At 66.7% G+C, this 26493-nt stretch carries 22 protein-coding genes and 1 pseudogene; 13 read left to right on the top strand and 10 right to left on the bottom strand.

The window, feature by feature from the left end:
• Positions 1 to 14: 14 nt before the first annotated feature.
• Positions 15 to 608: an NAD(P)H:quinone oxidoreductase type IV gene (gene wrbA / locus K320_RS0106565; protein WP_024538038.1), complete on the bottom strand. Its 594-nt coding sequence runs from the start codon at positions 606 to 608 to the stop codon at positions 15 to 17.
• 142 nt (positions 609 to 750) lie between these two features.
• On the opposite strand from wrbA, the gene K320_RS0106560 reads away from it, so the two are divergent.
• The gene (locus tag K320_RS0106560) at positions 751 to 1674 is read left to right on the top strand and encodes a LysR family transcriptional regulator (RefSeq protein ID WP_024538037.1); all 924 of its coding nucleotides are present in this window, start codon (positions 751 to 753) and stop codon (positions 1672 to 1674) included.
• A 34-nt stretch (positions 1675 to 1708) separates the two neighbouring features.
• On the opposite strand, the gene K320_RS0106555 is transcribed toward K320_RS0106560, so the two are convergent.
• The 5 genes from K320_RS0106555 to K320_RS0106535 form a co-directional block, all read right to left on the bottom strand.
• A complete protein-coding gene (locus tag K320_RS0106555) occupies positions 1709 to 3259 on the bottom strand; it encodes an ATP-binding protein (protein WP_169730036.1) in 1551 nt (516 codons plus the stop codon).
• Positions 3252 to 4538, bottom strand: coding sequence for a phenylacetate--CoA ligase family protein (locus tag K320_RS19015; protein ID WP_024538035.1), 1287 nt, complete (start codon positions 4536 to 4538; stop codon positions 3252 to 3254). Before K320_RS19015 ends, K320_RS0106555 begins: the two co-directional genes overlap by 8 nt.
• 22 nt (positions 4539 to 4560) lie before the next feature.
• Positions 4561 to 7080, bottom strand: a complete 2520-nt coding sequence (locus K320_RS0106545; protein ID WP_024538034.1) for an acyl-CoA reductase — start codon at positions 7078 to 7080, stop codon at positions 4561 to 4563.
• 82 nt (positions 7081 to 7162) lie between these two features.
• Positions 7163 to 8278: a LuxE/PaaK family acyltransferase gene (locus K320_RS0106540; RefSeq protein ID WP_211236096.1), complete on the bottom strand. Its 1116-nt coding sequence runs from the start codon at positions 8276 to 8278 to the stop codon at positions 7163 to 7165.
• 167 nt (positions 8279 to 8445) lie between these two features.
• On the bottom strand, positions 8446 to 10386 hold the full coding sequence (locus K320_RS0106535) for a SpoIIE family protein phosphatase (protein ID WP_024538032.1): 1941 nt from the start codon (positions 10384 to 10386) through the stop codon (positions 8446 to 8448).
• 224 nt (positions 10387 to 10610) lie between these two features.
• Between K320_RS0106535 and K320_RS0106530 the strand changes: the two genes are divergently transcribed.
• Together K320_RS0106530 and K320_RS18060 are read left to right on the top strand one after the other, a co-directional pair.
• Positions 10611 to 10946, top strand: a complete 336-nt coding sequence (locus K320_RS0106530; protein WP_024538031.1) for an STAS domain-containing protein — start codon at positions 10611 to 10613, stop codon at positions 10944 to 10946.
• A gap of 30 nt (positions 10947 to 10976) precedes the next feature.
• Complete coding sequence (locus K320_RS18060) at positions 10977 to 11438, top strand: ATP-binding protein (RefSeq protein WP_024538030.1); 462 nt, start codon at positions 10977 to 10979, stop codon at positions 11436 to 11438.
• 67 nt (positions 11439 to 11505) lie between these two features.
• Here K320_RS18060 and K320_RS0106520 read toward each other — a convergent pair whose 3' ends face one another.
• Positions 11506 to 12492, bottom strand: a complete 987-nt coding sequence (locus tag K320_RS0106520; protein WP_024538029.1) for a GlxA family transcriptional regulator — start codon at positions 12490 to 12492, stop codon at positions 11506 to 11508.
• Positions 12493 to 12872: 380 nt separating this feature from the next.
• On the opposite strand from K320_RS0106520, the gene K320_RS0106510 reads away from it, so the two are divergent.
• From K320_RS0106510 to K320_RS18055, 3 genes and pseudogenes are all read left to right on the top strand, one after another.
• Positions 12873 to 13706, top strand: a complete 834-nt coding sequence (locus K320_RS0106510; protein WP_024538028.1) for an amidohydrolase family protein — start codon at positions 12873 to 12875, stop codon at positions 13704 to 13706.
• Positions 13707 to 13730: 24 nt separating this feature from the next.
• Positions 13731 to 14003 (top strand): annotated as a pseudogene (locus tag K320_RS19475) (enoyl-CoA hydratase-related protein); the annotation flags it as partial.
• Positions 13894 to 14508 carry an enoyl-CoA hydratase/isomerase family protein gene (locus K320_RS18055; RefSeq protein ID WP_245593832.1) on the top strand — a complete coding sequence of 205 codons (615 nt, stop codon included), beginning with the start codon at positions 13894 to 13896 and terminating at the stop codon, positions 14506 to 14508. The pseudogene K320_RS19475 and the gene K320_RS18055, both read left to right, overlap by 110 nt.
• 41 nt (positions 14509 to 14549) lie before the next feature.
• Here the strand turns inward: K320_RS18055 and mfd are convergent, their stop codons facing one another.
• On the bottom strand, positions 14550 to 18140 hold the full coding sequence (mfd, locus tag K320_RS0106500; protein ID WP_024538027.1) for a transcription-repair coupling factor: 3591 nt from the start codon (positions 18138 to 18140) through the stop codon (positions 14550 to 14552).
• A 263-nt stretch (positions 18141 to 18403) separates the two neighbouring features.
• On the opposite strand from mfd, the gene K320_RS0106495 reads away from it, so the two are divergent.
• The 7 genes from K320_RS0106495 to K320_RS0106465 all read left to right on the top strand — a co-directional run bounded on the left by K320_RS0106495 (position 18404) and on the right by K320_RS0106465 (position 24634).
• Complete coding sequence (locus K320_RS0106495) at positions 18404 to 20731, top strand: xanthine dehydrogenase family protein molybdopterin-binding subunit (RefSeq protein WP_024538026.1); 2328 nt, start codon at positions 18404 to 18406, stop codon at positions 20729 to 20731.
• On the top strand, positions 20724 to 21419 hold the full coding sequence (ispD, locus tag K320_RS19470) for a 2-C-methyl-D-erythritol 4-phosphate cytidylyltransferase (protein WP_024538025.1): 696 nt from the start codon (positions 20724 to 20726) through the stop codon (positions 21417 to 21419). The genes K320_RS0106495 and ispD overlap by 8 nt, the downstream gene beginning before the upstream one ends.
• Before the next feature lie 105 nt (positions 21420 to 21524).
• Positions 21525 to 22019 carry a 2-C-methyl-D-erythritol 2,4-cyclodiphosphate synthase gene (ispF, locus tag K320_RS19465; protein ID WP_029695875.1) on the top strand — a complete coding sequence of 165 codons (495 nt, stop codon included), beginning with the start codon at positions 21525 to 21527 and terminating at the stop codon, positions 22017 to 22019.
• A 15-nt stretch (positions 22020 to 22034) separates the two neighbouring features.
• A complete protein-coding gene (locus K320_RS0106480) occupies positions 22035 to 22538 on the top strand; it encodes an ecotin family protein (protein WP_024538023.1) in 504 nt (167 codons plus the stop codon).
• Between the two features lie 26 nt (positions 22539 to 22564).
• Positions 22565 to 23170 carry a LemA family protein gene (locus tag K320_RS0106475; protein WP_024538022.1) on the top strand — a complete coding sequence of 202 codons (606 nt, stop codon included), beginning with the start codon at positions 22565 to 22567 and terminating at the stop codon, positions 23168 to 23170.
• Positions 23171 to 23234: 64 nt separating this feature from the next.
• Positions 23235 to 24098: a TPM domain-containing protein gene (locus tag K320_RS0106470; protein WP_245593831.1), complete on the top strand. Its 864-nt coding sequence runs from the start codon at positions 23235 to 23237 to the stop codon at positions 24096 to 24098.
• A 2-nt stretch (positions 24099 to 24100) separates the two neighbouring features.
• The gene (locus tag K320_RS0106465; protein WP_024538020.1) at positions 24101 to 24634 is read left to right on the top strand and encodes a TPM domain-containing protein; all 534 of its coding nucleotides are present in this window, start codon (positions 24101 to 24103) and stop codon (positions 24632 to 24634) included.
• A gap of 1 nt (position 24635) precedes the next feature.
• On the opposite strand, the gene K320_RS0106460 is transcribed toward K320_RS0106465, so the two are convergent.
• Both K320_RS0106460 and K320_RS0106455 read right to left on the bottom strand, forming a co-directional pair.
• Positions 24636 to 25322 (bottom strand): FAD-dependent oxidoreductase, encoded by a 687-nt coding sequence (locus K320_RS0106460; protein WP_024538019.1) that lies wholly within the window; start codon positions 25320 to 25322, stop codon positions 24636 to 24638.
• Between the two features lie 17 nt (positions 25323 to 25339).
• Positions 25340 to 26419: an ADP-ribosylglycohydrolase family protein gene (locus tag K320_RS0106455; protein WP_024538018.1), complete on the bottom strand. Its 1080-nt coding sequence runs from the start codon at positions 26417 to 26419 to the stop codon at positions 25340 to 25342.
• Positions 26420 to 26493 lie beyond the last annotated feature (74 nt).

Genomic DNA, 26493 nt, shown 5'->3' with positions numbered 1-26493 from the left:
ATGGCTGGGCTGGATTACGCGGCCAGCTTGCCGGCGACTTCCACCAGGCGCTTGGTCTGGTAGCCGATGATGTCCTTCACTTCCTCATCGATGGGGCCCATGTTGTTGCTGGCGCCGTAGGGGTTGCCGCGGCCCTTGAACATCACGCCATCGGTGAAGCCCGGCGGCACGATGATGGAGCCCCAGTGCGCAAACGTGGTGTACATGCCGGTGGTGGTGGTTTCCTGGCCGCCGTGCAGGTTCTGCGCGCTGGTCATCATGCTCACGGCCTTGTTGTTGAGGTGGCCTTGCTGCCAGATCGGGCCCAGCGTGTCGATGAAGGCGCGCATCTGGCTGGCCACGGTGCCAAAGCGCGTGGGGGCGCTGAACAGCATGGCATTGGCCCAGACCAGATCGTCCGGCGTTGCCACGGCAACGCCAGCGGTCTTCTGCTGGAATTCCTTCCACGGGGCGACGGTGTCGATGACGGCCTGCGGTGCGGTTTCCTGCACCTTGCGCAGACGCACTTCGGCGCCCAGCGCCTTGGCGGCCTGCTCGGCGACCTCGGCCATGGCGTGGTTGGTGCCATAGGCGCTGTAGTAGACGATGGCGAGCTTGACCTTGTTCATGAGTTTCTCCTTCAAATTACGGATGTGAATGGGGTGCAAGCCGTGGTGTTGACCCGGGAACTTGCATGAACAGTATTATCAAACGTGAGCCTATACCTTATTGGTAGTGGTATTTGCGTTTAATTGTCCTGAAAATAGAACCATGCACGATTTGAATGACATGTTGTACTTCGCCGAGGTGGTGGAGCGCGGCAGTTTTGCGGCCGCTGGAAGGGCGCTGGGCATTCCCAAGTCGCGCCTGTCGCGCCGCATCTCCGAGCTGGAGGCGCAGCTGGATGTGCGCCTGCTGCAGCGCACCACGCGCACGCTCTCGCTCACCGACGCGGGGCAGGCCTTTCTGGCCCATTGCAACGCGGTACGTGAATCGGCTCAGGCCGCGGCGGATGCGGTGGCGCAGGTGCAGGCGGTGCCGCGCGGCACGGTGCGCGTGACCTGCCCGGTGACGCTGATGCAATCGGTGCTGGCGCAGCAATTGCCGTTCTACCTTGATCGCTACCCGGAAGTGCGGCTGGACGTGCAGGTGACCAACCGCGTGGTGAACCTGGTGGAAGAAGGGGTGGATGTGGCGCTGCGCGTGCGCGCCTCGCTGGAGGAAAGCGGCTCCATGGTGGTCAAGCGCCTGGACGAGGTGTGCCAGGTGCTGGTGGCGAGCCCCGGGCAGCTGCGGCGCCAGGGGACGCCAGCCGCGCTGGAAGACCTGGAGCGCATGGACATGCTGGTCTCGTCCAGCGGCGGCGACGGCCGCGTCGGCATCCGGCTGATGGATGCAGAGGGCCGGGCGCAGACCTTGGAGATCGCGCCGCGCTGCGTGATCGATGACATGCTTTCGCTGAAATTTGCCGCCATGGCAGGCACCGGGATGGGCTGGCTGCCGGATTACATGGTGAGCGCCGAAGTGCAGGATGGCCGCCTGGTGCGATTGCTGCCCGAATGGAGCCAGCCGCGCTCCATCGTGCATGCGGTGTTCGCCTCGCGCCGGGGAATGTCGCCGGCGGTGCGCAGTTTCCTGGATTTTCTGGGGGAGGTGATGCCGTCGAAGGCCGCGGCGTCATGCGTTGGCATGTAGCCTATAAAAAGGTAGAGGGGCGCCCCTGGCGCCGTCAGTCGATATGTTCCCGCAGGCGCCAGGCCTTGAAGAGGCCGCCGCGCAGCGCCTGCGCCGTGGGGCCAACGGCGCACACGTGGGTTTCCTCCAGCCGCTGGTTGTTCAGGTACTGCAGGCACAGCGTTGCCGGCCAGGGCATGAAGGGGGTGAGCCCGGCGGGGATGAAGCCGCAGTCTTGCGCCGCCTGGGCCGCCGGCGGGGCGCTGCTCTGGCTGAGGTCGAGGCTCAGGTAGATTGCGTCCACGCGCGCGCGGCACAGCGTACGCAGCTCGCGGCGCAGCACGGCAAGAAAATCCTCGCCCGCGTGGTGCACGCTGATGAAGGCTGCGTTCAGCGCGCTTTCCACCGCGATCCGCAGGTGCGATGCGCCGCGCAGCGCCACCGGCCTCAGCGGCTGTGGCAGCAGCGGGAACTGAATGTCACGGGCGCTTTGCAGCAGCAGCGCCGCCATGGGCTGCGGCAGATACACCGCCAGCGGGGCACTGGGCCGCAGCAGCTTGCAGGCGTAGTAGACGCTTCCACGCTCCACGCTGCCCTGCGCGCTGATATGGCGAAAGTGCAGGCTGGCCGGGGTGTAGGCCAGCATCAGCGCGGTGGGCAGATAGCCCAGGCGGCCAAAGGTTTTCTGGGTGAAGGGATGGGCGGTCACGGCGTGCACGAAGGCGGCGCGCTCGGGGCGGCCCCGCAGGGCGGCGGTCGCCACATCCAGCAGCTGGCCCAGCAGGCCGGTGCCGCGCTGGCTGGGCGCCACCACGGCGGCGCCGACTTCCAGCGTGTCGTCGTCGCGGTGCGCCTTCATGCAGGCGATATGGCCGACGATGCTCTCCGTGCCCCGCGCATCGGTGGTGGTGGCGACCCAGGAGACCAGGCGCCCGTCCTGCACGCGCGCGAGGATGCGCTCGGCGACGTACATGTCCGGATTGACGTAGGAGTAGCCATAGCTGCGGTACATCAGGCGCGCCAGATGGATGGCGTCGCCGGGTTGCAGGGGGCGGATGGCGGTGGGCCGATGGGGCGCCGTCTGGCCGGGCGCTGCGTCTTCGGCGGCAGGCGGCGGGGCGGCGCTGGCCGGCTCGTTGGCGCTGTTGCTGCCAGCAAGAGGCAGCAGCCATTCCAGTTGAATGTGGTTGCCCTGGGAACCCTGGTTCACCACCTGGCAACGGTCGCAGAGCTTCTGCATCAGGTAGGACGCGAGCGCGGCAGCCTGCACCTCCGACTGTGCGAGCTGCGCCGCCTCGCGCGGATCGTAAGCGGGCAGCAGGCTGGTGTCGTAGGGCAGGCCGTTGTCCGACAGGCGCAGCACCAGGGCCGTGCCTTCCACGGCCAGATGCACCTGAAGGAGGTTCACGGCATCCGCGCCACCCTCCTGGCTGAGTCGCAGCAGGGTGGTCAAGGCCTCTTCGGCAGCCGTGGACATGCGCTGCCGGGCGGCATGGGCAAAACCATGCTGGCTCGCTTGTGACTGCAGCAGGGCCTGCAAGGGCTGCAGTGCCTGCGGCGCGGCCGGCAGTTCCAGCCGCATCCATGAAGAGGCGTGCTCATCCATGGCGCTTGTCCACCACGCGCAGCAGCTTACCGGTGCGCGGGTTGGTGTGCAGCGCCTGCAGCGTGATCCATTCCACCGCCAGCGGGTGCACCAGCGATTGCGCCAGCAGATCGGCGAACATCGGGCGGGCGGCATAGATTTTTTCTGCCACGCGCTGGCTGGCTGCTGCGCTGTGCGCCTCGGGGTGGGCCACGGCAAGGCGCAGGCAGCAGGCGTCGCGCTGGTCGTGGTGCGTGATGATCAGCTGGAAATCCTTGATGGCGAGGCCAGGGTCTGCCGCCGCCAACGCTTGCAAGGCCTGGCGCACATCGTCCACATACAGCGTCATCGGGCCCACGCGGGCGCCTTCTTCGGTGCGCCCGAGCAGGCGAAACCGCCGCGCTGGCGTGCCCGGAGGGTCCAGCCACTCCCCCTGGTCACCTGCCGGGTAGCGCACGATGGGCATCAAACGGCGCTGCAGATTGGTGAGCACGATGCGCCCGGCTTGCCCTGGTGCCGCGATGCCTTGCCCATTGTCATCGAGCAGCTCCATGACGGTGCTCTCGTCAAAGCAGTGGTGCACGCCGGGCTCCCCGCCGGGGCTGGCCCAGCCCAGCTCGCCGTAGTCCACCCCGGCCACGCCGATGGAGCGCACCTGGCAGCCCGGGAAAATCGCTTGCACCGCGGCGATCTGGTCGGCAAACATGGGTTCGCCGCCATAGAGGAAGGCGTCCAGCTTCAGGCTGGCGCGGTCGGCGGGGCTGAGCAGCTCCAGCAGTTTCATGAAGGTGGTCGGCACGCCGGCCAGAACGTTCAGGTTGAATTGGCGCCAGGCGGCGAGGATTTCCTCCAGATCGTCGCCGGCAAGCGGGTAGCAGATGCCGGCATCGGCCATTTCTATCGAGCGGCCAATGAACAGAAACGAGGCATAGAGCTTGCCGGCGTAAAACAGATTGCCGATGCGCTGACCCGGCTGCAGGCCGGCGCGGCGCATGCCCTGGCCAAAGGCGTGGGTGAAGGCGCGCCATTCGCTGTTGGTGAAGACCGAATACTTGGGTTGCCCGGTGGTGCCGCCGCTCTTGTAGGTGATGCCTTCGGTCACTGGCGCGGTGAACACCTGGTTGTGTTCCAGGGTGTTGGCGGCCCAGAAGCGCTGGCTGTCGAGCACGGGGTAGTCGCTCAGGCTCGCGCTGCCGGCAGGCACCTGGCTCCAGAAGTCGCGGTAAAAAGGGGAATGCGCGCGGACAAAGGGGAGCAGATCGGCCAGCGTATGGCTGGCGTGCGTGAGGGTGGATGGCATGCGGTGCTTTCTTTGCCAAGGTTCAGCGCTGGACGCGGTGATCGCAAATGTGCAGGACCTTGCCGCTGACCGCGTTGGTGCTGAATGCGCTGCGTGGGTGAGCACACACTTGCACCGAGACGGGCAAGCCATAGGCCTGTGTCGCCTGCAATGGCTGGTGGCTGGCGAACATGGCTTGCACAGCGGCATCGCTGCTGCTGGCTTGCCAACCTTCATCCACCCAGACCTCAATCCGCGTGCCCGGGCCATCCGCATGCAGATGCAATTGCACCGCACCGGCGTAGCCGAATTGCGTGCTCAGGGTGGTGGTGAATTCGGTGTAATTCATCAATGGGCCGCCGGCCTTGAAGATATCGCCCAGGCGCCCCAGCAGTTCAAAACGCGGCTCCCGGCGCCCGCAGGGGCAGGGTTCGGGCACCCAGCGGCCCATGTCGCCGATTTCGTAGCGCTCAATGCGCGGAAAGCTGCGCGCCCGCGGGGTCAGCAGCAGCCGCCCCGGGGCGTTGCCCTGTACCGGCGCATCCCGATCGAGATCGACGATTTCGAGGTGCTGCAAGCGGGTGAAAAGATGGTGGATGGTGCCGGTGCAGTGCGGGCATTGGTAGCCCATCGGGCCCGCGTCGTTCGATCCGTAGGCGGCGGAGCGCACCAGGGCGACGCCGTAATCTTCGGTCAGCAGGCGCAGCTGGGCGCTGGAGAGCGGCTCTCCGCCGTAAAAAATCTTCCGGATGCCGCCCCAGGCGCGCAGGCGCTCCCCTTGCGCCTGAAAGAGCGCAAGGATATGGGCCGGCATGCCGATCAGGGTGGTGGCCTGGTGCTGGATGATTTCCTTGGCGACATATTCGTAATCCGCGCTCATGCCCATGGGCAGTTGCTTGGCGCGCAGGCTCTCCAGAATGCTCCAGAAGCTGATGAAGCCGCCATACATATTGCCGGCGGCAAAGAGGTTCATCACGCAGTCGCGCTCCGGATCGAGCCCGGCGGCGACCAGGCCATCGGCCGTGGCGGCCATCTGCACGTCGTAATCCGCCCAGCGAAAGCTGGAATACGCCACCTTGCCGCTGGAGCCGCCGCTGCGCACCACCAGGCCGGCCTGGGGGTCCGTGGTGTCCAGCGCCTGAAAGCCGGTCTTGTCCAGAATGGCCGCGTGCGGCGGCGGCAGCGCTTCAGGGGCTTGCAGCATGTCGATCTGCCCGAAGTGGCGCAGTGCGTCCGGGCCGTCCACCGAAATGCGCCGCGCCAGTTGCTGCAGCGCGTACATGCCGTCGTGCGGGGCGCCGAGGTAGCTGTCCACCATTTCGCCCGGCCGGGTGATGCGCGTGACGCCGGCCGAAAGCAGCAAACGCGTGAGCGGCGCCATGCTGGCCAGGCCTGCCGCCAGGCCGCAGGTCTGCAGCCAGGCACGCATGGGGCGCAGTTGCGCGGCCAGTTCGCTGCGCTGCACCGGCTTGAGCCAGAGGGTGCGGTACAGCGGCGAGGGGCGCAGGCCCGGGCGCTCATCGAGCAGGATGCGCCAGGCGCCGGCGCTGTCTTCAATCACCTGGGTGAGGCCCAGCGCCTGCTCGCAGCGCACCACGCTCACCACGCTGGTGATTTCGGCCTGCTCGGCCGCATCCGGCTGCTGCCGGGCAATGGTGGGCGACAGGCGTGCCAGGTGGGCGGCCAGACGTTGGGCGAGGGCGCGCAGACCGGCGGCATCGGTTTCCACCATCAGTGTCTGCGGGCTGGAGCAGGCCTGCTGATCGAGCCGGCAGACATCCAGCGCAAAGGCTTGCAGCGCGCCATCGTCCTCAAGGCATTCGGCCGCCAGGTAGCCGAACGACACCTTGTGCCCCCAGGGGACCAGGCGGGCGTGGCCGGGCACCAGGCCGCGCACGGCGGCGATGGCTTTCTCGCCGCCCCAGGCGGATACCGCATCGGCGCAGGCCATGATCTGGCGCAGCGCCTGCTGATGGCTCGATGGCAGTGCCAGCACCGCGATGTAGTTTTTGAGCCGCCCCGAGACATCGGCCTGCACCAGCGCCTGCGCAAACAACTGCGCCACATGGCCATCGCGTGCGCTGGTCTTCACCACATTCACGTTGCCGGTGAGCAGCCCTTCCACCAGACCCAGCGCGGCCACGGTGAACACGTTGGACGGGGCGATGTGCACCACGCAGCCGCAGGCCATCCAGGCCTCGTACTGGCGCCCGGGGTAGCGCCGCTGCAGCGAGCCGGGGTAGTGGCTGCCGAGTTCGCTGCGCAGTTTTTCATGCAGCGCCTCGGGCTCCAGGATGGCGGCCATGGCCTGCAGCATGGCCTTGGCGTCCGATGCGGTGCTGGTGCGCAGCGCCTCTTGCAGCAGCGCGCCGTGGCAGCCGGTTTGCCCCTGCAGCTGGCGCGAGACGCTGGCGCAGGCGGCCAGCAGCGCCTGCTGCGGAAACGGCTGGGGCAGGGTGGCGTCGATGTGCGCGGCCAGCGCGGGCAGGACGGCCGGCAGTTCGTCGGTCTGCAGCCACTGGCCAAACCAGTAGCAGGCGCTGGGGGCGTTGGAGGCAGTCATGGTTTGTATCCTTGGATTTTCATTATTGATAGCTGCTTGCACTTGTACAGTAAGCGTTAGAGCCCGATTTGGCTTGAAAAACTCAACTGGCAGGCAACAGCTCTGCAGCGGCCGCCGCGCAGCTCTTGTTGGATGACGTACCTGCCCGCCCCAGAATCTCGAACCACGGCGTCGGCGTGCCGCAAGCGCAACTGCCAGCGGGGTGCAGCAGCGCCAGATCGCCCATCACCACGCTGTGTGCCGGCACGCTGGTGATGTAGGGCGAGAGAAAAGACAGAAACCCCGCCTGTCCATGCGGCAGCGGCGCCAGGGTGGCCACGTCGCGCACCAGCACGCGCGACCAGATGGGCGCATGCAGATGGCCGTGGGTGCAGCTGATGTAGGGAATGCTGTGCTCCACCGAGCCAAAGGTCTCGACGATGCGATCGGCCGCAATGCCAAGCTGGCGCCCGAGGCTGGCGTGCAAGGCCTCCTTGCTGATGGCCTGATCGGCGTGGCCCTTCCAGCCGCCGCCAAAAATCGCCGCGCTGCCCGGCGCCAGCTGCAGCGGCGGCACGCCCATTCTTTCCAGCCGCTGCAGGGTGAAATGCAAGAAGGCGGGAAAGCCGATGATGCGCACCGGCGTGCTGCCTTGTGCCCAGCGCCGCAGGGTCTCCACCGCGCCAAAGGCATCGAATTCGTGCTCGCCCTCGCCCAGCGCGCGCAGCGTCCAGAACACCTCGGCAGGTGGCGCGTAGCGCATCAGGTACTGGTTGGTGTTGGAGGTGCCCACGCGCAGCCCGGCGTGGGGTTCGTAGGCGTTGACCAGGTAATGCGCGGGTTCGGAACTCACCATGCCGCGCACCTGCATGCAATCGTCCACCATGCGCCGCGAATGGCTGATGGTGAAGGCATCGAAAAACATCTGCGACTTCTGCCCCGTGGTGCCCGACGATGTCAGGTGCAGCGTGATGGCGTCCTCGGGCACGCTCAGGACTTCGTGCTGCTTGAAGAAATTGGCGTGCAACGGTGGCAGGGCGATGAGGCTGTCCATCGTCGTGAGCCCATCCACTTGCACGCCGTTTTGCTTCAGCAACGCGGCATACCAGGGCGAATGCTGCTGGTGCCAGCGCGTGATGTCGTGCATGGCGGTGATGAAATCGGCTTCGATCTGGGCTTCGGGCAGGTAGGGCGTGGTGCGCTCACAAAAACGCTGCACGCTCCCGGGCGCTGGAATATCGGTCTGTGCGGTGGCAGTGCAATGGACTCTCATCGGCAAGCCTCTGTGACGTGGTGGTTTTTCGAGATTCAGTCTAGCGGGCGTCCTGCGTTCATCTGCTCATGACCGCGTGCGCCATTGGGGTATGCGGGCGGCGATGTACGCCATCAGCCGCCGCGCTCGCGGGGCGCTGCGAGCAGGTGGACGGCCATCACCGTGATGTCGTCCGACTGCGTGGCGCCCGCCGCAAATTGATTGACATCGGTGGTGATGGCGGCGGTGGTCTCCGCGGCGCTGCGGTCTTCGAGCGTCGCCAGCGTGGCCAGCAGGCGTTGTTCGCCATAGAACCCGCCCCAGTGGTTCTGCGCTTCCGTGACGCCGTCCGTATAGAGCAGCAGGCGGTCGCCTGGATCGAGCTGGGTTGTTGCGTTCTGATAGACGTAGTCTTGCATCGCACCGATGACGAGTTGGCGCTTGCCCTGCAGAAAACGCGGCTCGTTTTGGGCAGGCGCCAGCACCGGCGGGTTGTGCCCGGCGTTGACCCAGGTCATGCAGCGTGTTTGCAGGTCGATCACGGCATAAAAAAGCGTGACGAACATGTTCTGCTCGTTGTCTGCCGCAAGCTGAGCGTTCAGCTTGCCCAGCACCAGCGCAGGGTCCATTTCGTCGGCTGCCAGGGCCTTGAGCAGCGTGCGGCTCATGGCCATGAAGAGTGCCGCGGGCACGCCCTTGCCGGAAACATCGGCCATGGCCAGGCCCAGACGCCGTTCATCCAGCCAGAACCAATCGTAGAAGTCACCGCCCACTTCCTTCGCCGGCTCCATCACCGCGCACAGATCGACCACGCCCTGACCTGCAAAGGGCTGGGGCACCCTGGGCACCATGGCCCTCTGGATGGCGCGTGCGACGCCCAGCTCGCTGGCGATGCGCTCGCGGGCGGAGTTGGCCTTGAGCAGTTCGCGGATGTGCTGCTGCAGATCGTTCTGCATCTTGATCAGGGCGCGGCTGAGGTCCCCGACCTCGTCCCTGGCGCGCCCTGCCGGCGGCACTGCGCTGAAATCCCCGCCGCTGATGCGCGCTGCCGCAACGGCCAGATCGCGCAGCGGCTGGGTGATGGTGCGCGAGACGACCAGGATGACGAGCGCAATCAGCAGGATGCCGATGGCGCCGATGACGGCGGCGACGAAGGTGAGCCGGTTGGCGCCGCGAAACAGCTCGCGCTCCGGGAACACGATCCCGAGCGACCAGCCGGCGCTGGACACCGGGCCGTAGTAGAGCCGCACCTTGGTGCCGCCGGGGGTGGTGTGGGCAATGAACCCGGTCTCGCCCTTCATCATGTGGTCCGCGAGCTGGCCGAGGCCGGGGCCGAAAATGCTTTCCTCCGCGGATGGGGCGATCCGCTGCATCGCGTACCCGCTCACGGGGTGGTAGATGATTCTTCCTTCGCGTGACAGCAGAAAGACATAGCCGGTATCCAGGATCTTGACGCTGGAGAGCGCCCTGGCCAGCCAGCCCAGCTCCAGGTCGCCCGTCACTATGCCCGCCAGCTGTCGCGCTTCGCCCCGCCCACGGTAGAACGGCACTGAGTAAGTGGTCATCGGGCTGTCGCCGCCGCCGGCGTCGAAATACGGCTCGCTCCACCTGGCGCGCCCTTCATCCGCTGGCAGCCGGTACCAGTCCTTCTGAAGATAGTCGTAGCTTTGGCCGAGATCGCGAAAGGCAATTTCCGCGCCCTGGCGCCACGCATAGGGGGCGTAGAGCGCGGATGGCCCACCGCCCGCGGCGGGCTGAAATGCCGCTGCGCTGCCGTAGATCTGCGGGTTGTTGTCCAGTATCCCGCGCAGCAGGCTGTGCAATGCCGTGCCGCCGGATTGGTCCTCCTCCAGATGGACGGCGGCCTTCTCGATCACCCAGGTGGTGTCGTCCAGTATGGCGGCGATCTGGTTGGAGGTGGACTGAATCAGGTTTCTGGCATCCGTGACCGCATCCTGCTCCAGCATGTGCCGCGCATACCACTGGATGGACGCGAGCAGCAGCGCGAAGACCAGCGTGGTGCCCAGGCCTATGGCCAGGACGAGGCGGGTGGCAACGCTGTGTCTGGATCGCATGGTTAAGAGCCTGGTCATGATCTTTTCATGGCGCCCGTTGCCCCGCCAAAGCGGCACTCGGCGTTGCGCGCCTTGCCCAGGCCGCCAGCATGGCCTGCGGCGCGCGCCTTGATTGCGGCTGTTTGCTGCCTTGCGGGCACCATGAAAAGATCATGAACAGGCTCTAAGATTCAGCAGGGCTGCATTCTGCAAGACGCTGCTTTGCGTTCAGAGGAATTTCCGTCATGGACATCATTACCGAAACAACGGGCAACGCCACCATCGTTGCACTGCAAGGGCAGGTGAACAGCGCCAATGCGCAGGCGCTGGAAGTGCAGTTGGTGGCGCTGGTCGATGCAGGGGCGCGGCAACTGGTGCTCGATTGTGCCGGGCTGGATTACATCTCCAGCGCGGGTCTGCGGCTGGTGCTGGTACTTGCCAAGCGGCTGAAGCTGGAAGGCGGAAGATTGGTCTTGTGTGCCATGCGCTCGCATGTGCACGAGGTGTTTGATATCAGTGGCTTTCTGGCGATCCTGGACGTGCAGCCCACGCGCGAGGGTGCGCTGGCCCGGCTGTTGTAGCCGGCACTCCCATATGCAACGGCGTATCTGATGACAGTCCACGCCCCCCGGCACCCGTGGCCCGATTGGCAGGGTGAGCCGGCGCAGTTTGCGCCAGGCCGCGGAGCGCAGGCAGTACAGGCGGCCATCGACTGGCTCGAGTCGCTGTGCGGGCAATGGACCTTGCCGGGCAAGCTCGCGCTGGCCATCGGCCTGTGCGCCGATGAGCTCCTCGCGAATGTGACATCGCATGCGCGGCGACCGGATGGATCGGCCGCCGAAATTGGACTGCGCCTTGGCAAGCTGGCGGGTGGCATCGGCCTGCTGGTCAGCGATGATGGCGCGGTGTTTGACCTGACCGCGCAGGAAAGCCCCGAGCTGGCGGCCAGCCTGGACGATGCCGTGCCGGGTGGACATGGCCTGAGGCTGATACGCCACTACACGCGGGCCATGCACTATCGCCGCGAGGCCGGGCGCAACCAGCTGCTGCTGGAATTTGACTATCCCTCCTGAGGCCCGCCTCGGGCGGTGATGGCTGCCTTTTCCGGTGGATTCGATCCGCGCAGCAGATCGTGCGTGGTCACGGTTGCCTCTGGAAGCGGCTGCGATAGCTGCCGGGGCTCATGCCCACGCGTTGGCGAAAGAGTCTGGAGAAGGAACTGGCGTCGTTGTAGCCGACCTGGCTTGCCACTTCTTCAACGCTGTGCGAACTGGTCTCCAGCAGCGCGCGCGCTGCCTCCAGGCGAAGATCCTGAAGGTAGGCGAGTGGCGTTTGGTCCAGCACGCTGCGAAAGCGCCGGATCAGCGTTCTGTCGCTGACCGCAAGCGCGCCGGCAAGCTCGGTGATCCTGAGGTCCTTCGTCATATTGCCTTGCAGCCAGCGTTGGGCCCGGTGGATCAGCGCGTCGGAGTGGTTTTTTTGTGCCAGCAGCGGAAGGTAGGGGATTTGGCTGGTTTGGCTCACGTCGATCAGCATCGCCTTGGCGCATTGCGATGCAATGGCCGGCCCTGCAAAGCGCTCGACAATGTATACGGTTTGAATCAGGTATGACGCTGATGCGCCTGCGCAGATCAGACGGTCCATCTCCGTGACCACGGGACGCAGCTGCAGGTCCACACGCGGAAACTTGGCCCTGAATTGCCGCTCCATCCACCATGTGGTGGTTGCCGTGCGTCCATCCAGCAAACCGGTCTGCGCCAGGATGAAGGTGCCAGTGCAGTTCGCGGCCACCCAGGCTCCGGCGCGCCATTGTGCCGTCAGCCAGGCACAGGCATCGGCTTGCCGCTCAAGGAACTGGTCGAACTGCCGGTGCCCGCCATAGTGGAAGCTGGGCACAAACACCAGGTCATACCGCTCGCGTGGCCCCAGCTTGTGGGTTGGCAGCGGCAGGCCGTTGCTGGCCATCGCCGTCTCGCCGGATGGCGAGACGAAACGCCAATCGAACAAGGCGGATGCGGGCGCCCGGTCCAGCCTCAGATGTGAATTGGCGATCTGAAGAATGTCGGCAAATCCCGCCACGCTGGAGGCGTAGCAGCCGTCGAAGGCGAGGATGGCGGCACGTGGCATGGTGAGTCGCAAATAGCACGGTTTGAGCTATTTTCGCCACTTCGCATGGTGCTGGTGGTTTTGCACGGTAAATGGCGAAATTCGCATGAATAAAGTCAATTTCGCCAATGTACGGCGAGGCTGTCGTGTCGGTTAATGCAGGGGGCGGCATTCGGGCCGGGCACGCATGGAAGAAATTCCCCATGAGCCAACGCATTGACGAAGAAATAACTGAGTTCGACGTGGCCGTCCGCCGCCGAAAGGCCATGGAGAGCACGTCATGAAACGCGCGCACATCGTTGATGCGCACCCGGAACCGAATTCCCTCGTCGCGGTCGTGCGCGACGGGACCAGGGAAGCCTTGGAGAAGGGTGGCTGGCAACCGCTCAAGGAGCAATGAAATGACCGAAATCATCGACGCATGGATGCAGCTTCCGAACCAGGCGTACCTGCTCGACCCCATGTTCGATTCGCTGCGCCGCTGGCCGACGGCCTGGCGGACGCTGGCGCAGGACAAGCCCGGCATCGCGCACGACGAGGCGCTCCAGACCTTTCGCGAGCAGGGTGTCACGCGGGCGATCGCCAGCGCGTGGTGGGGGCCGGCCGGGCCGATGATCACCAACGACGAAGTGGCTGCGGCGGTCAAGGCGAACGCCGGCTACGTGGTCGGCGTGGCATCCGTCGATATCCACCGGCCGATGGACGCGGTGCGGGAGCTGCGCCGGTGCGTCAGGCAGTTGGGCTTCAAGGGGCTGCGTGTTTTGCCCTGGCTGTGGGGAATTCCTCCGGATGATCGAAGGTACTACCCGCTCTATGCCGAATGCGTCGAACTCGACGTCACCTTCTGTCTGCAGGTGGGCCATGCTGGGCCGATGCGGCCTTCGGAGCCTGGGCGGCCGATTCCCTATCTGGACAACGTCGCGCACGAATTCCCGGAGCTGCGCATCGTCGGCGGACACATCGGGTTCCCCTGGGTGAACGAGATGATCTCGCTCATGATGAAGCACCCGAACGTGTACGTTGACACCTCGGCTTACAAGGCGTCCCGCTTTCCGCCGGAGCTGGTGGCCTACATGCGCGGCCCCGGCAAGCACAAGGTGCTGTTCGGCACCAACTACCCGATGCTGACCCCGGCGGAGTGCCTGAAGGACATCCAGGCGCTGGAGCTCGGCGACGATGTGCTCCCCCGGTTCCTCGCGGGCAACGCACGCCGCGCGTTCAGGCTGGAAGCATGAATCAACCACTGAAGGAGACCGCCCATGGCATGGGATATCGAAGTCATCGATGCATGCGCCGTCGTGCGCATGAACACCAACAAGGTCAACGTCCAGAACGACCAGTTCTTTGCCGACCTGCACGCGGCATTCGACCGCCTGGAACGCGAGTTCAGCGCGCTGCCCGTCGTGCTGACGGGGCAGGGCGATGCGTTTTCGGCGGGGATTGATTTCCAGTACAGCTTCGAGATCTTCGGCAGCGGCAGCCACGACAAGATCCGCGACTGGTACAAGGCCTACCGCGAAACCAATCTGCGCATCTTCCGCTACCCCCGGCCGACGGTGGCGGCCATCAACGGCCACGCCATCGCGGGGGGGCCTGATCACCGCGCTGGATTGCGATTTCCGCGTCGCGGCCCGCAAGAGCGCGAAGTTCGGCCTCAACGAAGTCCCCATCGGCATTCCCATGCCCGCCGCCTACGTGGAAATCATCAAGTACGCCCTGGGCGACAAGGTGGGCGCGCTGACCACCCTGCGGGGCGAGCTGTACGGTCTGGAAGCGGCCGAGCGCCTGGGGTTCTTTCATGAAGTGGTGGAACCGGACCAGCTGCTGCCGACGGCCATCCGCTATGCGCGCTGCATCACGCCCGACTGCAACGTGGCCTATGCGATGTCCAAAAGAGCGCTGCAGGATGCAACCAACCGGCAGATCGACGAGCGCACCGTGGCTCTCGATGCCTTGCTGCCGAACGGCATGAGCGACCCCGGCAACCGGCAGGCCCAGGACCTGCGCCGACAGGAAATCATGCACAAGGGCAAATAAGGCCAGCGTGCCATGCGCGCCCTGCGGCTTTTGGCGTTTTTTCAGGCCGCCACGGCTTCTCGTTCTGGCTGCCCCAGGCTGCGCAGCAGGTCACGCACCATCTGCGCGCGCAGGTTCGGCTCGGGTAGCGCGCGCTCAATCCGCAGTTTCTCGTTGCCCGCCAGCTTGATGTCGCGGTTTTTCTGCACCAGCCGGATGATGGCCATGGGGTCGATGGGCGGCTGCGGGGTGAAGCTGATGCTGATCACGCCGGGGGCTGCGTCCACCTTGGTCACGCCGTACGGTTCGCACAGTACGCGCAGGCGGTGGGTGTCGATCAAGGTCTGCGCCTGGGCCGGCAGCTTGCCGAAGCGGTCGACGATTTCTTCCAGCAGCGTGTCGATCTGCGCGCTGGTATGCGCGGTGGCCAGTTTTTTGTAGAGCGACAGGCGCGTCTGCACGTCGGCGCAGTAGTCCGAAGGCAACAGCGCCGGGGCGTGCAGGTTGATGTCGGTCGTCGCCTGCATCGGTGCGAGCAGGTCGGGCTCCTTGCCGGCCTTGAGGCAGCGCACGGCCTCGGCCAGCATCTCGTTGTAGAGCTGGAACCCCACCTCGACCATGTTGCCTGACTGGTTCTCGCCTAGCACCTCGCCGGCGCCGCGGATTTCCAGGTCGTGCATCGCGAGGTAAAAGCCGCTGCCCAGTTCCTCCATCTGCTGGATGGCTTCGAGGCGCTGCGCCGCGTGGCCCTTGAGTCCGTGCACATCCGGCACCATGAGGTAGGCGTAGGCCTGGTGGTGGCTGCGGCCCACGCGACCGCGCAGCTGGTGCAGCTGCGCCAGGCCGAACTTGTCGGCGCGGCTGATCAGGATGGTGTTGGCCGTCGGCACGTCGATGCCGGTTTCGATGATGGTCGAGCACAGCAGCACATTGGTGCGCTGTGCGACGAAGTCGCGCATCACGTGCTCCAGCTGCCGCTCCGGCATCTGGCCGTGGGCCACGGCGATGCGCGCCTCGGGCAGGATGGCGGCGAGCGCCTCGCGCCGGTGCTCTATCGTTTCCACCTCGTTGTGCAGAAAGTACACCTGCCCGCCGCGCTTCAATTCGCGCAGCACCGCTTCGCGGATCACGCCCTGGTTTTCCTCGCGCAGAAAGGTCTTGATCGCCAGACGCCGCTGCGGCGCGGTGGCGATCACCGAGAGATCGCGCAGGCCTTCCAGCGCCATGCCCATGGTGCGCGGAATCGGCGTGGCGGTCAGCGTGAGCACATCCACTTCGGCGCGCATGGCTTTCATCGCCTCCTTGTGGCGCACGCCGAAACGGTGCTCTTCGTCGATGATGAGCAGGCCGAGGTTTTTGAACTTCGTCGGGGGCGAGAGCAGCTTGTGCGTGCCGACGACGATGTCCACCGAGCCCTCGGCCAGGCCCTTGAGCGCGGCAGTCGTTTCCCTGCCCGAGGCGAAGCGGCTGACCTGCGCGACCTTCACCGGCCAGCGCGCGAAGCGATCGACCAGCGTCTGGTAATGCTGCTCCGCGAGCAGCGTGGTGGGCGCGAGCAGCGCCACCTGCTTGCCGCCGGTGACGGCGATGAAGGCGGCGCGCAGCGCGACTTCGGTCTTGCCAAAGCCCACGTCGCCGCAGACCAGGCGGTCCATCGGCCGCGGGCTGATCATGTCCTGGATGACGGCGTGGATCGCGGCGTTCTGGTCGGCGGTTTCCTCGAAGCCGAAGTCGCTCACGAACTGTTCGTAATCCTGTGGCGAGAAGCGGAAGGCAAAGCCCTCGCGCGCGGCGCGGCGGGCGTAGATGTTGAGCAGCTCGGCGGCGCTGTCGCGCACCTGCTCGGCGGCTTTTCTCTTGGCCTTTTCCCACTGGTTGCCGCCGAGCTTGTGCAGCGGCGCTTCGTCGCCCGCGATGCCGCTGTAGCGGCTGATCTGCTGCAGCTGGCTTACCGGCACATAGAGCGTGGCCTTGTCGGCGTATTCCAGGTGCAGGAATTCCTGCAGCGCAGGCGTGCCGTCGGGGTTCTTCTGCCCCATGTCCATGTTGACCAGGCCCCGGTAGCGGCCGATGCCGTGCTGCGCATGGACGACAGGGTCGCCGATCTGGAGCTCGGCGAGGTCCTTGATCATGGATTCCAGGTCGCTGGTCTGCTCCTGCTTCCTGCGCCGGCGCACGGTGCCGCCTGCGGCTGCAAACAGTTCGGTTTCGGTGACGAAGTCGATGCCTTCTTCCACCCAGGCGAAGCCGCTGGCGAGCACCGAGGTGGCGATGCCCACGCGCTCGCCCTGCGCGCCGAGAAATTCTTCCAGCGAATCGAAGGCCGGCGGGTTCAGGTGGCTGGCGCGCAGGAAGTCCAGCAGGCTCTCGCGCCGCCCGTCACTCTCGGCCAGCAGCAGCACGCGGTGCGGCGTGCGCTGGATGTGGGCCTGCAGCTTGGCAATCGGGTCTTCCGCGCCGCGCACGGCCGTCAGATCCGGCAGCGCCGTGAATTCCACCCTCCCGCTCTGCGGGGGCGCACCCGGTTCCACCCTCCCCCCCTGGGGGAGGGCAGGGGTGGGGGCTGTCTCGGGCGCAGCCTGTCCTTCTGCGCCCCTCTCCCCAACCCTCTCCCCGGAGGGGCGAGGGAGTGAACCCTGCCTGAGCGATAGCTGCGGGTGCGGCCTGGCGCTGGCGTAGAACTGCTCGGCGCTGAGGAACAGCGCCTCGGGCGGCAGCGCGGGGTGCTCGGGGTCGCCCGCCAGCAAGCGGTGGCGCTCGCGCGTGTCCTGCCAGAAGCGGTGGAACGCCGCCTCCAGGTCGCCATGCAGCACCAGCGTGGCGGCATCGCCCAGGTAATCAAAGACCGTGGCGGTCTGCTCGAAGAACAGCGGCAGGTAGTATTCAATGCCCGCGGTCGCCAGGCCCGCGCCCATGTCCTTGTAGATGCGGCTCTTGGTCGGGTCGCCCTCCAGCAGTTCGCGCCAGCGGTTGCGAAAGCGCGTGCGCGCCTCCTCGTCCATGGGAAATTCACGCCCGGGCAGCAGGCGCACTTCGGGCACGGGGTAGAGGCTGCGCTGGGTGTCGGGGTCGAAGGTGCGGATGGAGTCGATCTCGTCGTCGAACAGGTCGACGCGCAGCGGCTGCGGCGAGCCCATGGGGTAGAGGTCGATCAGTCCGCCGCGCACCGCGTATTCGCCGTGGCCCACCACCTGCCCCACGTGCTGGTAGCCCGCCAGCGTGAGCTGCGCGCGCAGCTTGGCTTCGTTGAGCCTCTGCCCGGTCTTGAAGTGGAAGGTGTAGCCCGCGAGGAAGGAGGGTGGCGCCAGCCGGTAGAGCGCGGTGGTCGCCGGCACCAGCACCACGTCCGCTTCCGCCTCGCGGATGCGCCAGAGCGTGGAGAGGCGCTCGCTGATCAGATCCTGGTGCGGCGAGAAATGATCGTAGGGCAGCGTCTCCCAGTCCGGGAACAGCGCGCAGCGCAGCTCGGGGGCAAAGAAGGCGATTTCATCCTGCAGGCGGCGTGCGTCCGAGGCGTCGGCGCAGACGATGGCGGCGATGCACCGGTCGGCGCGCACGCTCTGCGCCAGGCGCGAGAGCAGCAAGGCGTCGCTGGAACCGGCGCAGCGGGGCAGGGTGAAGCGCTTGCCGGCGGTGAGGGTAGGGAGTTGCATGGCGGGCTGAAAACGGCAAAAACCCCCGGCGGTAAGGGCGGGGGTGCGAGAGGCGCTATTTTAGGCCAGGAGATGGGGTGGATGGATTTGAATGAAAAACGTTGATTGCGCTTTACTGGCGTGCGCTTGCAGCTATCAAAAATATATTCTCCGGCGCGGCCGATTCGCATGGCCGACAGCAAGGTCTGCAGGTCGGCGCCTGACCCCCTATAGTCAGGGGATTGCATTTGCATCCGCGGCCCGTGGGGCCGCGCATTTTCCTTATGACTGAATCCACCTCGCCCATTGCGACGCGCTTTGGCAGCGGGCGCGCCGTGCAGCGCGTCGAAGATGCGGCGCTGCTGCAAGGCCGCGGCCATTACGTGGACGACCTGGAACGGCCGGGCGATGGCTGGGCCGTGTTCGTGCGTTCACCCCATGCGCATGCGCTCATTCGCAGCGTGGACGCCGCCCAGGCGCGCGCCATGCCCGGTGTGCGCGGGGTGTTCGGCGGCGCGGACCTGAAGGCTGCGGGCGTGCCGCCGATGCAGATCGGGGCACCGTTTCAGCGTGCGGATGGAACGGCCTGCGCCACGCCGGAGCGCTATCCGCTGGCCGTCGATACGGTGCGCTTCGTCGGTGAGGCACTGGCGGTGGTGGTGGCCGATACGCAGCAGCAGGCACGCGATGCGGCAGAGGCCGTGCTGGTGGATTACGAGGCATTGCCCGCGGCGGCCACGTTGCAGCAAGCCCTTGGCGCACAGGCGGCGGTGACGCCGCTGGCGCCGGACAACATCGCCTGCGAGGCACGCCATGGCGACGCGCAGGCCGCCGCTGCGGCGTTCGCGCGCGCGGCGCATGTGGTCACGCTGGATCTGACGCACCAGCGCGTGGCCGCGCTCACGCTGGAACCGCGCAGCGTGCGCGCGGCCTGGGACGCGACCGCGGCGCGGCTGGACATGCACATCTCCTCGCAGATGCCGACGGCGGTGCGTGGCAATGTGGCGCGCACCCTCGGCCTGGCGCCCGAGGTGGTGCGCGTGCGCGTGGGCGATGTGGGCGGGGGCTTTGGCATGAAGACCGGCTCCTACCCCGAGGATGCGGTGATCGCCTGGGCGGCGCGCGCCACCGGCGGGGCGGTGCGCTGGGCGGCGGACCGCAGCGAGGAATTCCTCTCGTCCATGCACGGGCGCGATCTGCAGTCGCATGCCGAGCTGGCACTGGATGCCGATGGCGCCATCCTCGCGCTGCGCGTGCATTCGCTGGCCAATATCGGCGCCTACGCGCTGACCACCGGCGTGGTCATCCAGTTGCTGATAGGCCCCTGGGTGCAGACCAGCGTCTACCACGTGCCGGTGATTGATTTCCACTTCCGCGCCGTGCTGACCCACCAGGCGCCCACCGGCGCCTACCGCGGGGCGGGCCGGCCGGAGGCGATCTTCAACATCGAGCGTCTCATGGACGAGGCCGCGCGCCAGATCGGCATCGACCGCGTGCAGCTGCGCCGGCGCAACTTCATCCGGCCGCAGCAGATGCCCTACACCAACCCGATGGGCCAGACCTACGACACCGGGCGCTTCGAGCATGTGCTGGACCAGGCGCTGCCGCTGGCCGACTGGGCGGGGTTCGATGCGCGCGTGGCGCAGTCCAGGGCGCGCGGGCTGTGGCGCGGGCTCGGCATCGCCACGTTTCTGGAATGGACCGGAGGCAATGCGTTTGAGGAGCGCGTCACCGTCGACGTGCAGGCCAGCGGCGTGATCGAGGTGTACTCGGCCGTGAACCAGATGGGCCAGGGTATCGCCACCTCGCTGGCGCAGCTCGTCGTCGATGCGTTTGGTGTTCCCATCGAACAGGTACGCGTGGTGCTGGGCGATACCGACCGCGGCAACGGCTTCGGCACGGCGGGTTCGCGCTCCTTGTTCACAGGCGGCTCGGCCATGTTCACGGGCGCGCGCCGCACGGTGGACGAGGCCAGGAAGCTCGCCGCCTCGGAGCTCGAAGTGTCGGAGGCCGATATCCGCTACGAGGCCGCGCGTTTCACCGTGGCAGGCACTGACCGCAGCATCGACCTGTTTGCGCTGGCGGGCAAGCAGGCGGGCGGCCATATCTACGTCGAACATACCCACACCGTGGCCGGGCCGACCTGGCCCAACGCGGCGCATGTGAGCGAGGTGGAGATTGACCCGCAGACCGGCACGGTGGAGGTCGTTGCGTATACCGGCGTGAATGACATCGGCCGCGTGGTGAACCCTACCATCGTGCGCGGGCAGCTGGTGGGCGGTGCGGTGCAGGGCATAGGCCAGGCACTGATGGAGCGGCTGGTGTACGACGATGAAACCGGACAGTTGCTCACCGGCAGCCTGATGGATTACTGCGCGCCGCGTGCGCAGAATTTTGCCTGCGGGTTCCACATGGAAATGGATGAATCCACCCCCTGCGCGAACAATCTGCTGGGCGTCAAGGGCGTGGGCGAGCTCGGCACCATTGGCGCCACCCCGTGCGTGGTCAATGCCATAGCCGATGCGCTTGCGCGCAATGGCCGTGCTGAAGCGGCGCCACGGCTGCAGATGCCGCTCAGCCCCGCGCGGCTGTGGTCTCTGCTTCATGAATGAGGCGCCGCGGCTGATCGCGCTCGTCCCCTGCGCCGGCAGCGGCGCGCGCGCGGGCGCGCAACGGCCCAAGCAGTACCAGCCGCTCGCCGGGCGCATGCTGGTGCAGCACACCCTGGCAGCGCTGGCGGCGGTGGGCCGGATCAGCCGCGTGCTGGTGGTGGTGGCGCCGGACGATGCCACGCTGGATGCGCAGCCGGGTGTGGAGGCTGCGCATTGTGGCGGTGCCACGCGTGCCGAGAGTGTCTTCAACGGTCTCGTGCATCTGCGGGCCAGCGGCGCCGCCGATACGGAGTGGGTGCTGGTGCACGATGCGGCACGCTGCCTCGTCACGCCCGCACTGGTCGATGCGCTGATCGATGCCTGCCTTGAGAGCGATGAAGGCGGGTTGCTGGCGCTGCCCCTGCCCGACACGCTCAAGGTGGTGCAGGGCGGGCGTGCTGTTCGGACCATGGCGCGCGACGGCAAATGGCTGGCGCAGACGCCGCAGATGTTCCGGCTTGGCCACCTGCACGCTGCGCTGCAAGCCCATGCGGCCGGCGGCTTTGCCGGCATCACGGACGAGGCCAGCGCGATGGAACTGGCAGGCTGCCAACCCTTGCTGGTGCGTGGCGGCGCACTCAATCTGAAAGTGACCTACCCAGAAGATTTCGCCGTCGCCCAGGCACTGCTGCTGGCGCGGCAGCAATGACAAAATGACCAGTGCGCCAGGTATCCGCCTGCCGTCATCGGCCGCGCCAGCGGCGGGTCATCGAGCGCAGCGAGGTCATTCCGTCATTTGTCACCCAAGCCCCACATGAATCCAATTGCAACATCTCTGCGCATAGGCGAAGGCTGGGACATCCACGCGCTGGTACCCGGCCGGCCGCTGGTGATCGGCGGCGTGCGCATCGACCACGTGGCGGGACTGCTCGGGCACTCGGATGCCGATGTGCTGCTGCATGCCATCACCGATGCCTTGCTCGGCGCCGCGGCGCTGGGCGACATCGGCAGCCACTTTCCCGATACCGATGCGCGCTGGAAGGGCGCCGATTCGCGCGTGCTGCTGGCCGGTGCGGCGCAGGCGGTGCGTGCCGAGGGCTGGCGGATCGTCAACGTGGACAGCACCGTGATCGCCCAGGCGCCGGGCCTGGCGCCGCATATCGTCGCCATGCGCGAGTGCATCGCCCAGGTGCTGGGGCTGCAAGCGGGCTGCGTGAGCGTCAAGGCCAAGACCGCCGAGCGCCTGGGGCCGGTGGGGCAGGGCCTGGCGATGGAGGCGCGCGCCGTCGCGCTGCTGGCGGCAGGCTGATACAGTGCCGTTCCCATGAAAAATCATTTCGGAAAGCGCCGCCTGGTGCTGCTGCTGGGTGCCGCGGCGCTCGCAGCCTGCGCCCAGCAGCCCATGGCCAACACCTCCAATCCGGATGCCGCCAAGGAGCTCAAGGCCTTTCCCAGCGAGATGGCAGGCCACCGGCGGTACGTTATCGAACTCCCGCGACTGCCTGATGAGGCTGAGCACAAACTCGAATTGATAGGCGGCAAAACCACGCAGGTCGATTGCAACAGCCGCGGCATGGATGGCCGGTTCGAGGCGCGTGAGGTGCAGGGCTGGGGCTATTCCTACTGGGTGTTCGGCAGCCAGGGCCGCGTGCTCTCCACCATGATGATGTGCCCGCCGGGCAGCGCCAGGCCCGGCTTTGTGCAGGCCGAGCCGCTGCTGGTGCGCTACAACAGCAAGCTGCCGGTGGTGGTGTTCGTGCCCGAGGGCTTTGAGCTGCGCTGGCGTGTCTGGCAGGCCGGCGCAGTGCAGGAAGCGATGCCGCGTTGAGTGGCCATGATCTTGAGGAAACGGTGATGAAGCGCTTTTTTCAACTGATGGCGGCCGCGCTGCTGGCCAGCCTGCTGATGGGCTGCGGCTACAACGACTTCCAGCGCCTGGATGAATCGACCAAGTCGTCCTGGAGCGAGGTCGTCAACCAGTACCAGCGCCGCGCCGATCTGATCGACAACCTGGTGGCCACCGTCAAGGGCGAGGCGAATTTCGAGCAGGAGACGCTCACCAGGGTCATCGAGGCGCGCGCCAAGGCCACCAGCATCCAGGTGACGCCCGAACTGCTGAACGACCCGCAGGCCTTCCAGAAATACCAAGCCGCGCAAGGTGAGCTGGGCAGCGCCCTCAGCCGCCTGATGGTGACGGTGGAGCGCTATCCGGACCTCAAGGCCAACAAGGCGTTCGCCGATCTGCGCGTGGCGCTGGAGGGCACGGAAAACCGGATCGCCGTGGCGCGCGGGCGCTATATCGATGCGGTGAAGGCCTACAACGTGCTGGCGCGCGAGTTCCCGACCAACCTCACGGCCAAGGTCTTTGGCTATGCGCCCAAGGAGAATTTCGGCGTCGCGGATGAAGCCGGAATCAGCAAGCCGCCCAGGGTGGACTTTGGCACGGGTACGGCCAAGTAAGCAAAATATTTAGATAAAAATGCCTCTGGCGCTTATGCTTAAAGCGCTGACAGCTATCTTTTTGATGGTTGGCTTGCTCTGTGGTTCCTGGGCGCAGGGCCTGCCGCCGGTACCCCTGCTCACGGGCCATGTGATAGACCAGACCGGCACGCTCAGTGCGCCGCAGCGTGAGGCGCTGGAGCACAAGCTCGCTGCCCTGGAGCGCGACAAGGGCGCGCAGGTGGTGCTGCTCATGGTGCCAGGCACGGCACCGGAAGACATTGCCGCCTACGCCAACCGCATCGGCAATGCGTGGAAGATGGGCCGCGGGAATGTGGGCGATGGCCTGATCGTCGTGGTGGCCAAGGACGATAGGCGCGTGCGCATCGAGGTGGCCAAGACGCTGGAGGGTGCCGTGCCCGATATCGCCGCCAGCCACATCATCAGCGAGGTGATGGCGCCGGCTTTTCGCCGGGGCGACTACGCCGCCGGGCTGGACGGCGCGGTGGACCAGCTTGCCGCGCGCATCCGTGGCGAGGCGCTTCCGCCCGTGGCAGGCGGGGGCGCTTCCACGCCGTCGTCCATCGCGTTCGATCCCGTGGAACTGCTGGTACTGGGACTGTTTGTCGTGCCGTTCGCCAGCAGCGTGCTGCGCGGCGTGCTGGGGCGCAATCTGGGATCGCTTGCGTTGGGAGCCGGGGCCGGCGCGCTGGCACTCTGGCTGGGCATCGGGCTGGTGCTGGCCGTGCTGGTCGGACTGGGCGCCATGCTGTTTGCGCTCTTCAGTGCGGTCGTCAGCCCCGGGCTTGCGCGCTCATCGCGTGGCGGCTACGGCGGGCATGGCGGTTTTGGTGGCGGGGGGTTCGGAGGAGGCTCGGGCGGCGGCGGGGGCTTCAGTTCCGGTGGCGGTGGTGATTTCGGCGGCGGCGGCGCCAGCGGGAGTTGGTGAGCATGCTGACGACGCTGCTGCGCCTGTGGCGCCATTGGTGGATGGATGAGCGCTCGGTGCGCCGCGCCGTCCCCGCGGATGCGCTGCAGCGGCTGCGCGCGCGCGTCGCGGCCAGCGAACAGCGGCACACGGGGCAGGTGCGCCTGTGCATGGAAGGCAGCCTGCCGATGAGCTATCTCTGGCGCCACCTGCGCCATGGCGTGCCCATGGCGCGGCTGCGGCGTCAGCGCGCGCTCATGATGTTCTCCAGGCTTGCCGTCTGGGACACCGAGCGCAACAACGGCGTGCTGATCTACCTGCTGCTGGCCGAGCATGCGATCGAGCTGGTGGCCGACCGCGGTCTTGCGCCGCAGGTCACTCAGGCGCAGTGGGATGCGATGGTGCAGCGCCTGGGCGCGGCGCTGCAGGCCGGGCGCTTCGAGGAAGGCCTGACGCAGGCGCTGGAGGAAATCTCCGCGCTGCTGGTCGAGCGCTTTCCACGCCAGCCTGGCGCATTCACGGCTAACGAACTGCCCGACGAACCCGTTCTGCTCTGAGTCAATACCCTTCGAATTCCTCGGTGCGGAGATTGTCTTCATCCGCGCCTGCCGCCAGCGCGACGGCCCGCAGCGCGTTGACGGTCGCGATCGGCCCGGAGATATAGACGCGGGCCAGCGCCAGATCATCGGCCTGCCTGCGCAGCGCGGCGGCATCCAGCGCAGGGGCCAGGACGGGCGCGTAGGTGAAGCGTGGGTTCCGTACGGCGAACTGGCGGAAGTCGGCGTCATACGCCGCCTGCCCGGGTCGCTCGTTCACATAGACGAGGGTGATGCGGTGCTGCGCCTTCTCGTGCGTGGCCTGCGCGATGATGCCGCGCACCGGCGTGATGCCGATGCCGGAAGTGAGAAACACGGCGGGTGTTGCCGGGTTCTTGTGCAGCACGAATTCGCCCCAGAGCGCCAACAGCTGCACCATGGTGCCATCGGCCACCTTGGCCGCCGCCTGCTTGAAGGCGCTCGCGCGCATCAGCGTGGTCATGCGCAGCCGGTCTTCAAACGGCGCGCTGGCAAAGGAAAACCCGTGCTTGTTGTTGCTCTCGGTCAGGCCGGTGGAGGCGGGCAGCACCATGTCGCCGAACTGCCCGGCGCGGTACTCGAACCCCTGGGGTTTCTCCAGCGTGAATTCCAGCGTGTTCTCGGCAACCTCCTGCTTGTGCAGCAGGCGTACGTCATAGGCGGTGACCATCGACGCTCTCCCGGCCTTCAGGCATTGGCCTGGGCTGCGATGCGCTGCGCCAGCGCCAGGCGCTCTTCGTGCCGGTCCAGACCTTCGATGAAGCGCTTGGGGATGCCGCTCACCCCCACCATCGCGCCCACCAGGGCGCCGGTGAGGATGGCGCGCGCCTGGTTCTGCCCGCCGCCGTTGACGGCGTTGAGCACCGCCGCCTCATAGTCATCGGCAAACCGCGCCGCCAGGTGGTAGGCCGCGGGGAACTGGTGGTACACCGCGCAAGGCATGCCGTAGACCTCGGATACCTTCCACGCGGGCTCTATGCGTACCGCCGGATCGATCGCGGCACCTGCTATCTGCCCCATGCCGATGAGCGCATCGGGCGATGGATACTGCCCGGGTTTGCGCGCACGCTCGGGTCCGTCAGGCACGGCGTCCTCGCCTTCCTTGGTCACGCTGTGAAACGGCAGCGCGCCGGCGCGCACGCGCTGCATCAGCTTGTCCGTGATCTGCCCGTCAAAGCGCTCGCCTTGTACCAGCAGGCCCAGCGCCAGGCCGTAGGCCGTCGTCATCGCGCCGACCACGCCGTCGCATTGCGTGAGCGCGGTATTGCTGCTCACATGCTCGGCCAGCGCACCGACGTTCCTGGCGTCGCGCACGGCGATCGCCAGCACCCGCTCGGCGGCTTCCGTCGTGTCGGCCCAGCCGCTGGTCTGCCCCCAGGGTCTGCCCAGCGTGACGCGCAGCCGGTAGGTTTCGCGGATGGACTGGCTGGTGTAGCCGCCCGGTCCATGGTTGGGCGTGCCGTCGATCCGCGGGAAGAAATCGTGGTCCAGCCGCCGGCAGAAATCGGCTTCGTCGTACTGTCCGCGCTCGGCGAGCGAGCGCATGGTGAGCTCCAGCAGCACGCCCGCCTGGGATGATTCGCCGGCCTTGAGTCCCTCGTGGTAGCGCCCGGGCTTGGGTGTGGTGTAGCCACTGATCCACGGGCCGTAGGCGGTGCGCAGTTCGTCCAGGTTGTAATACCAGTGCGGGCCGACGGCCAGCGCGTCGCCGATGAGGGCACCGATCAATGCGCCGGTGGCGCGGTCTTCAAATGCAAGGTCCGCCATGAAGGTTCCTGTCCGAATGTTGACTGCAGGGTAGGACGATGCGACGACGCGCGCAGTGGCGTGTCTTCAAGCCC

Source organism: Comamonas badia DSM 17552, from assembly GCF_000484635.1.
Classification (GTDB): domain Bacteria; phylum Pseudomonadota; class Gammaproteobacteria; order Burkholderiales; family Burkholderiaceae_C; genus Comamonas_C; species Comamonas_C badia.
This window is presented reverse-complemented; position numbering and strand designations above follow the sequence as displayed.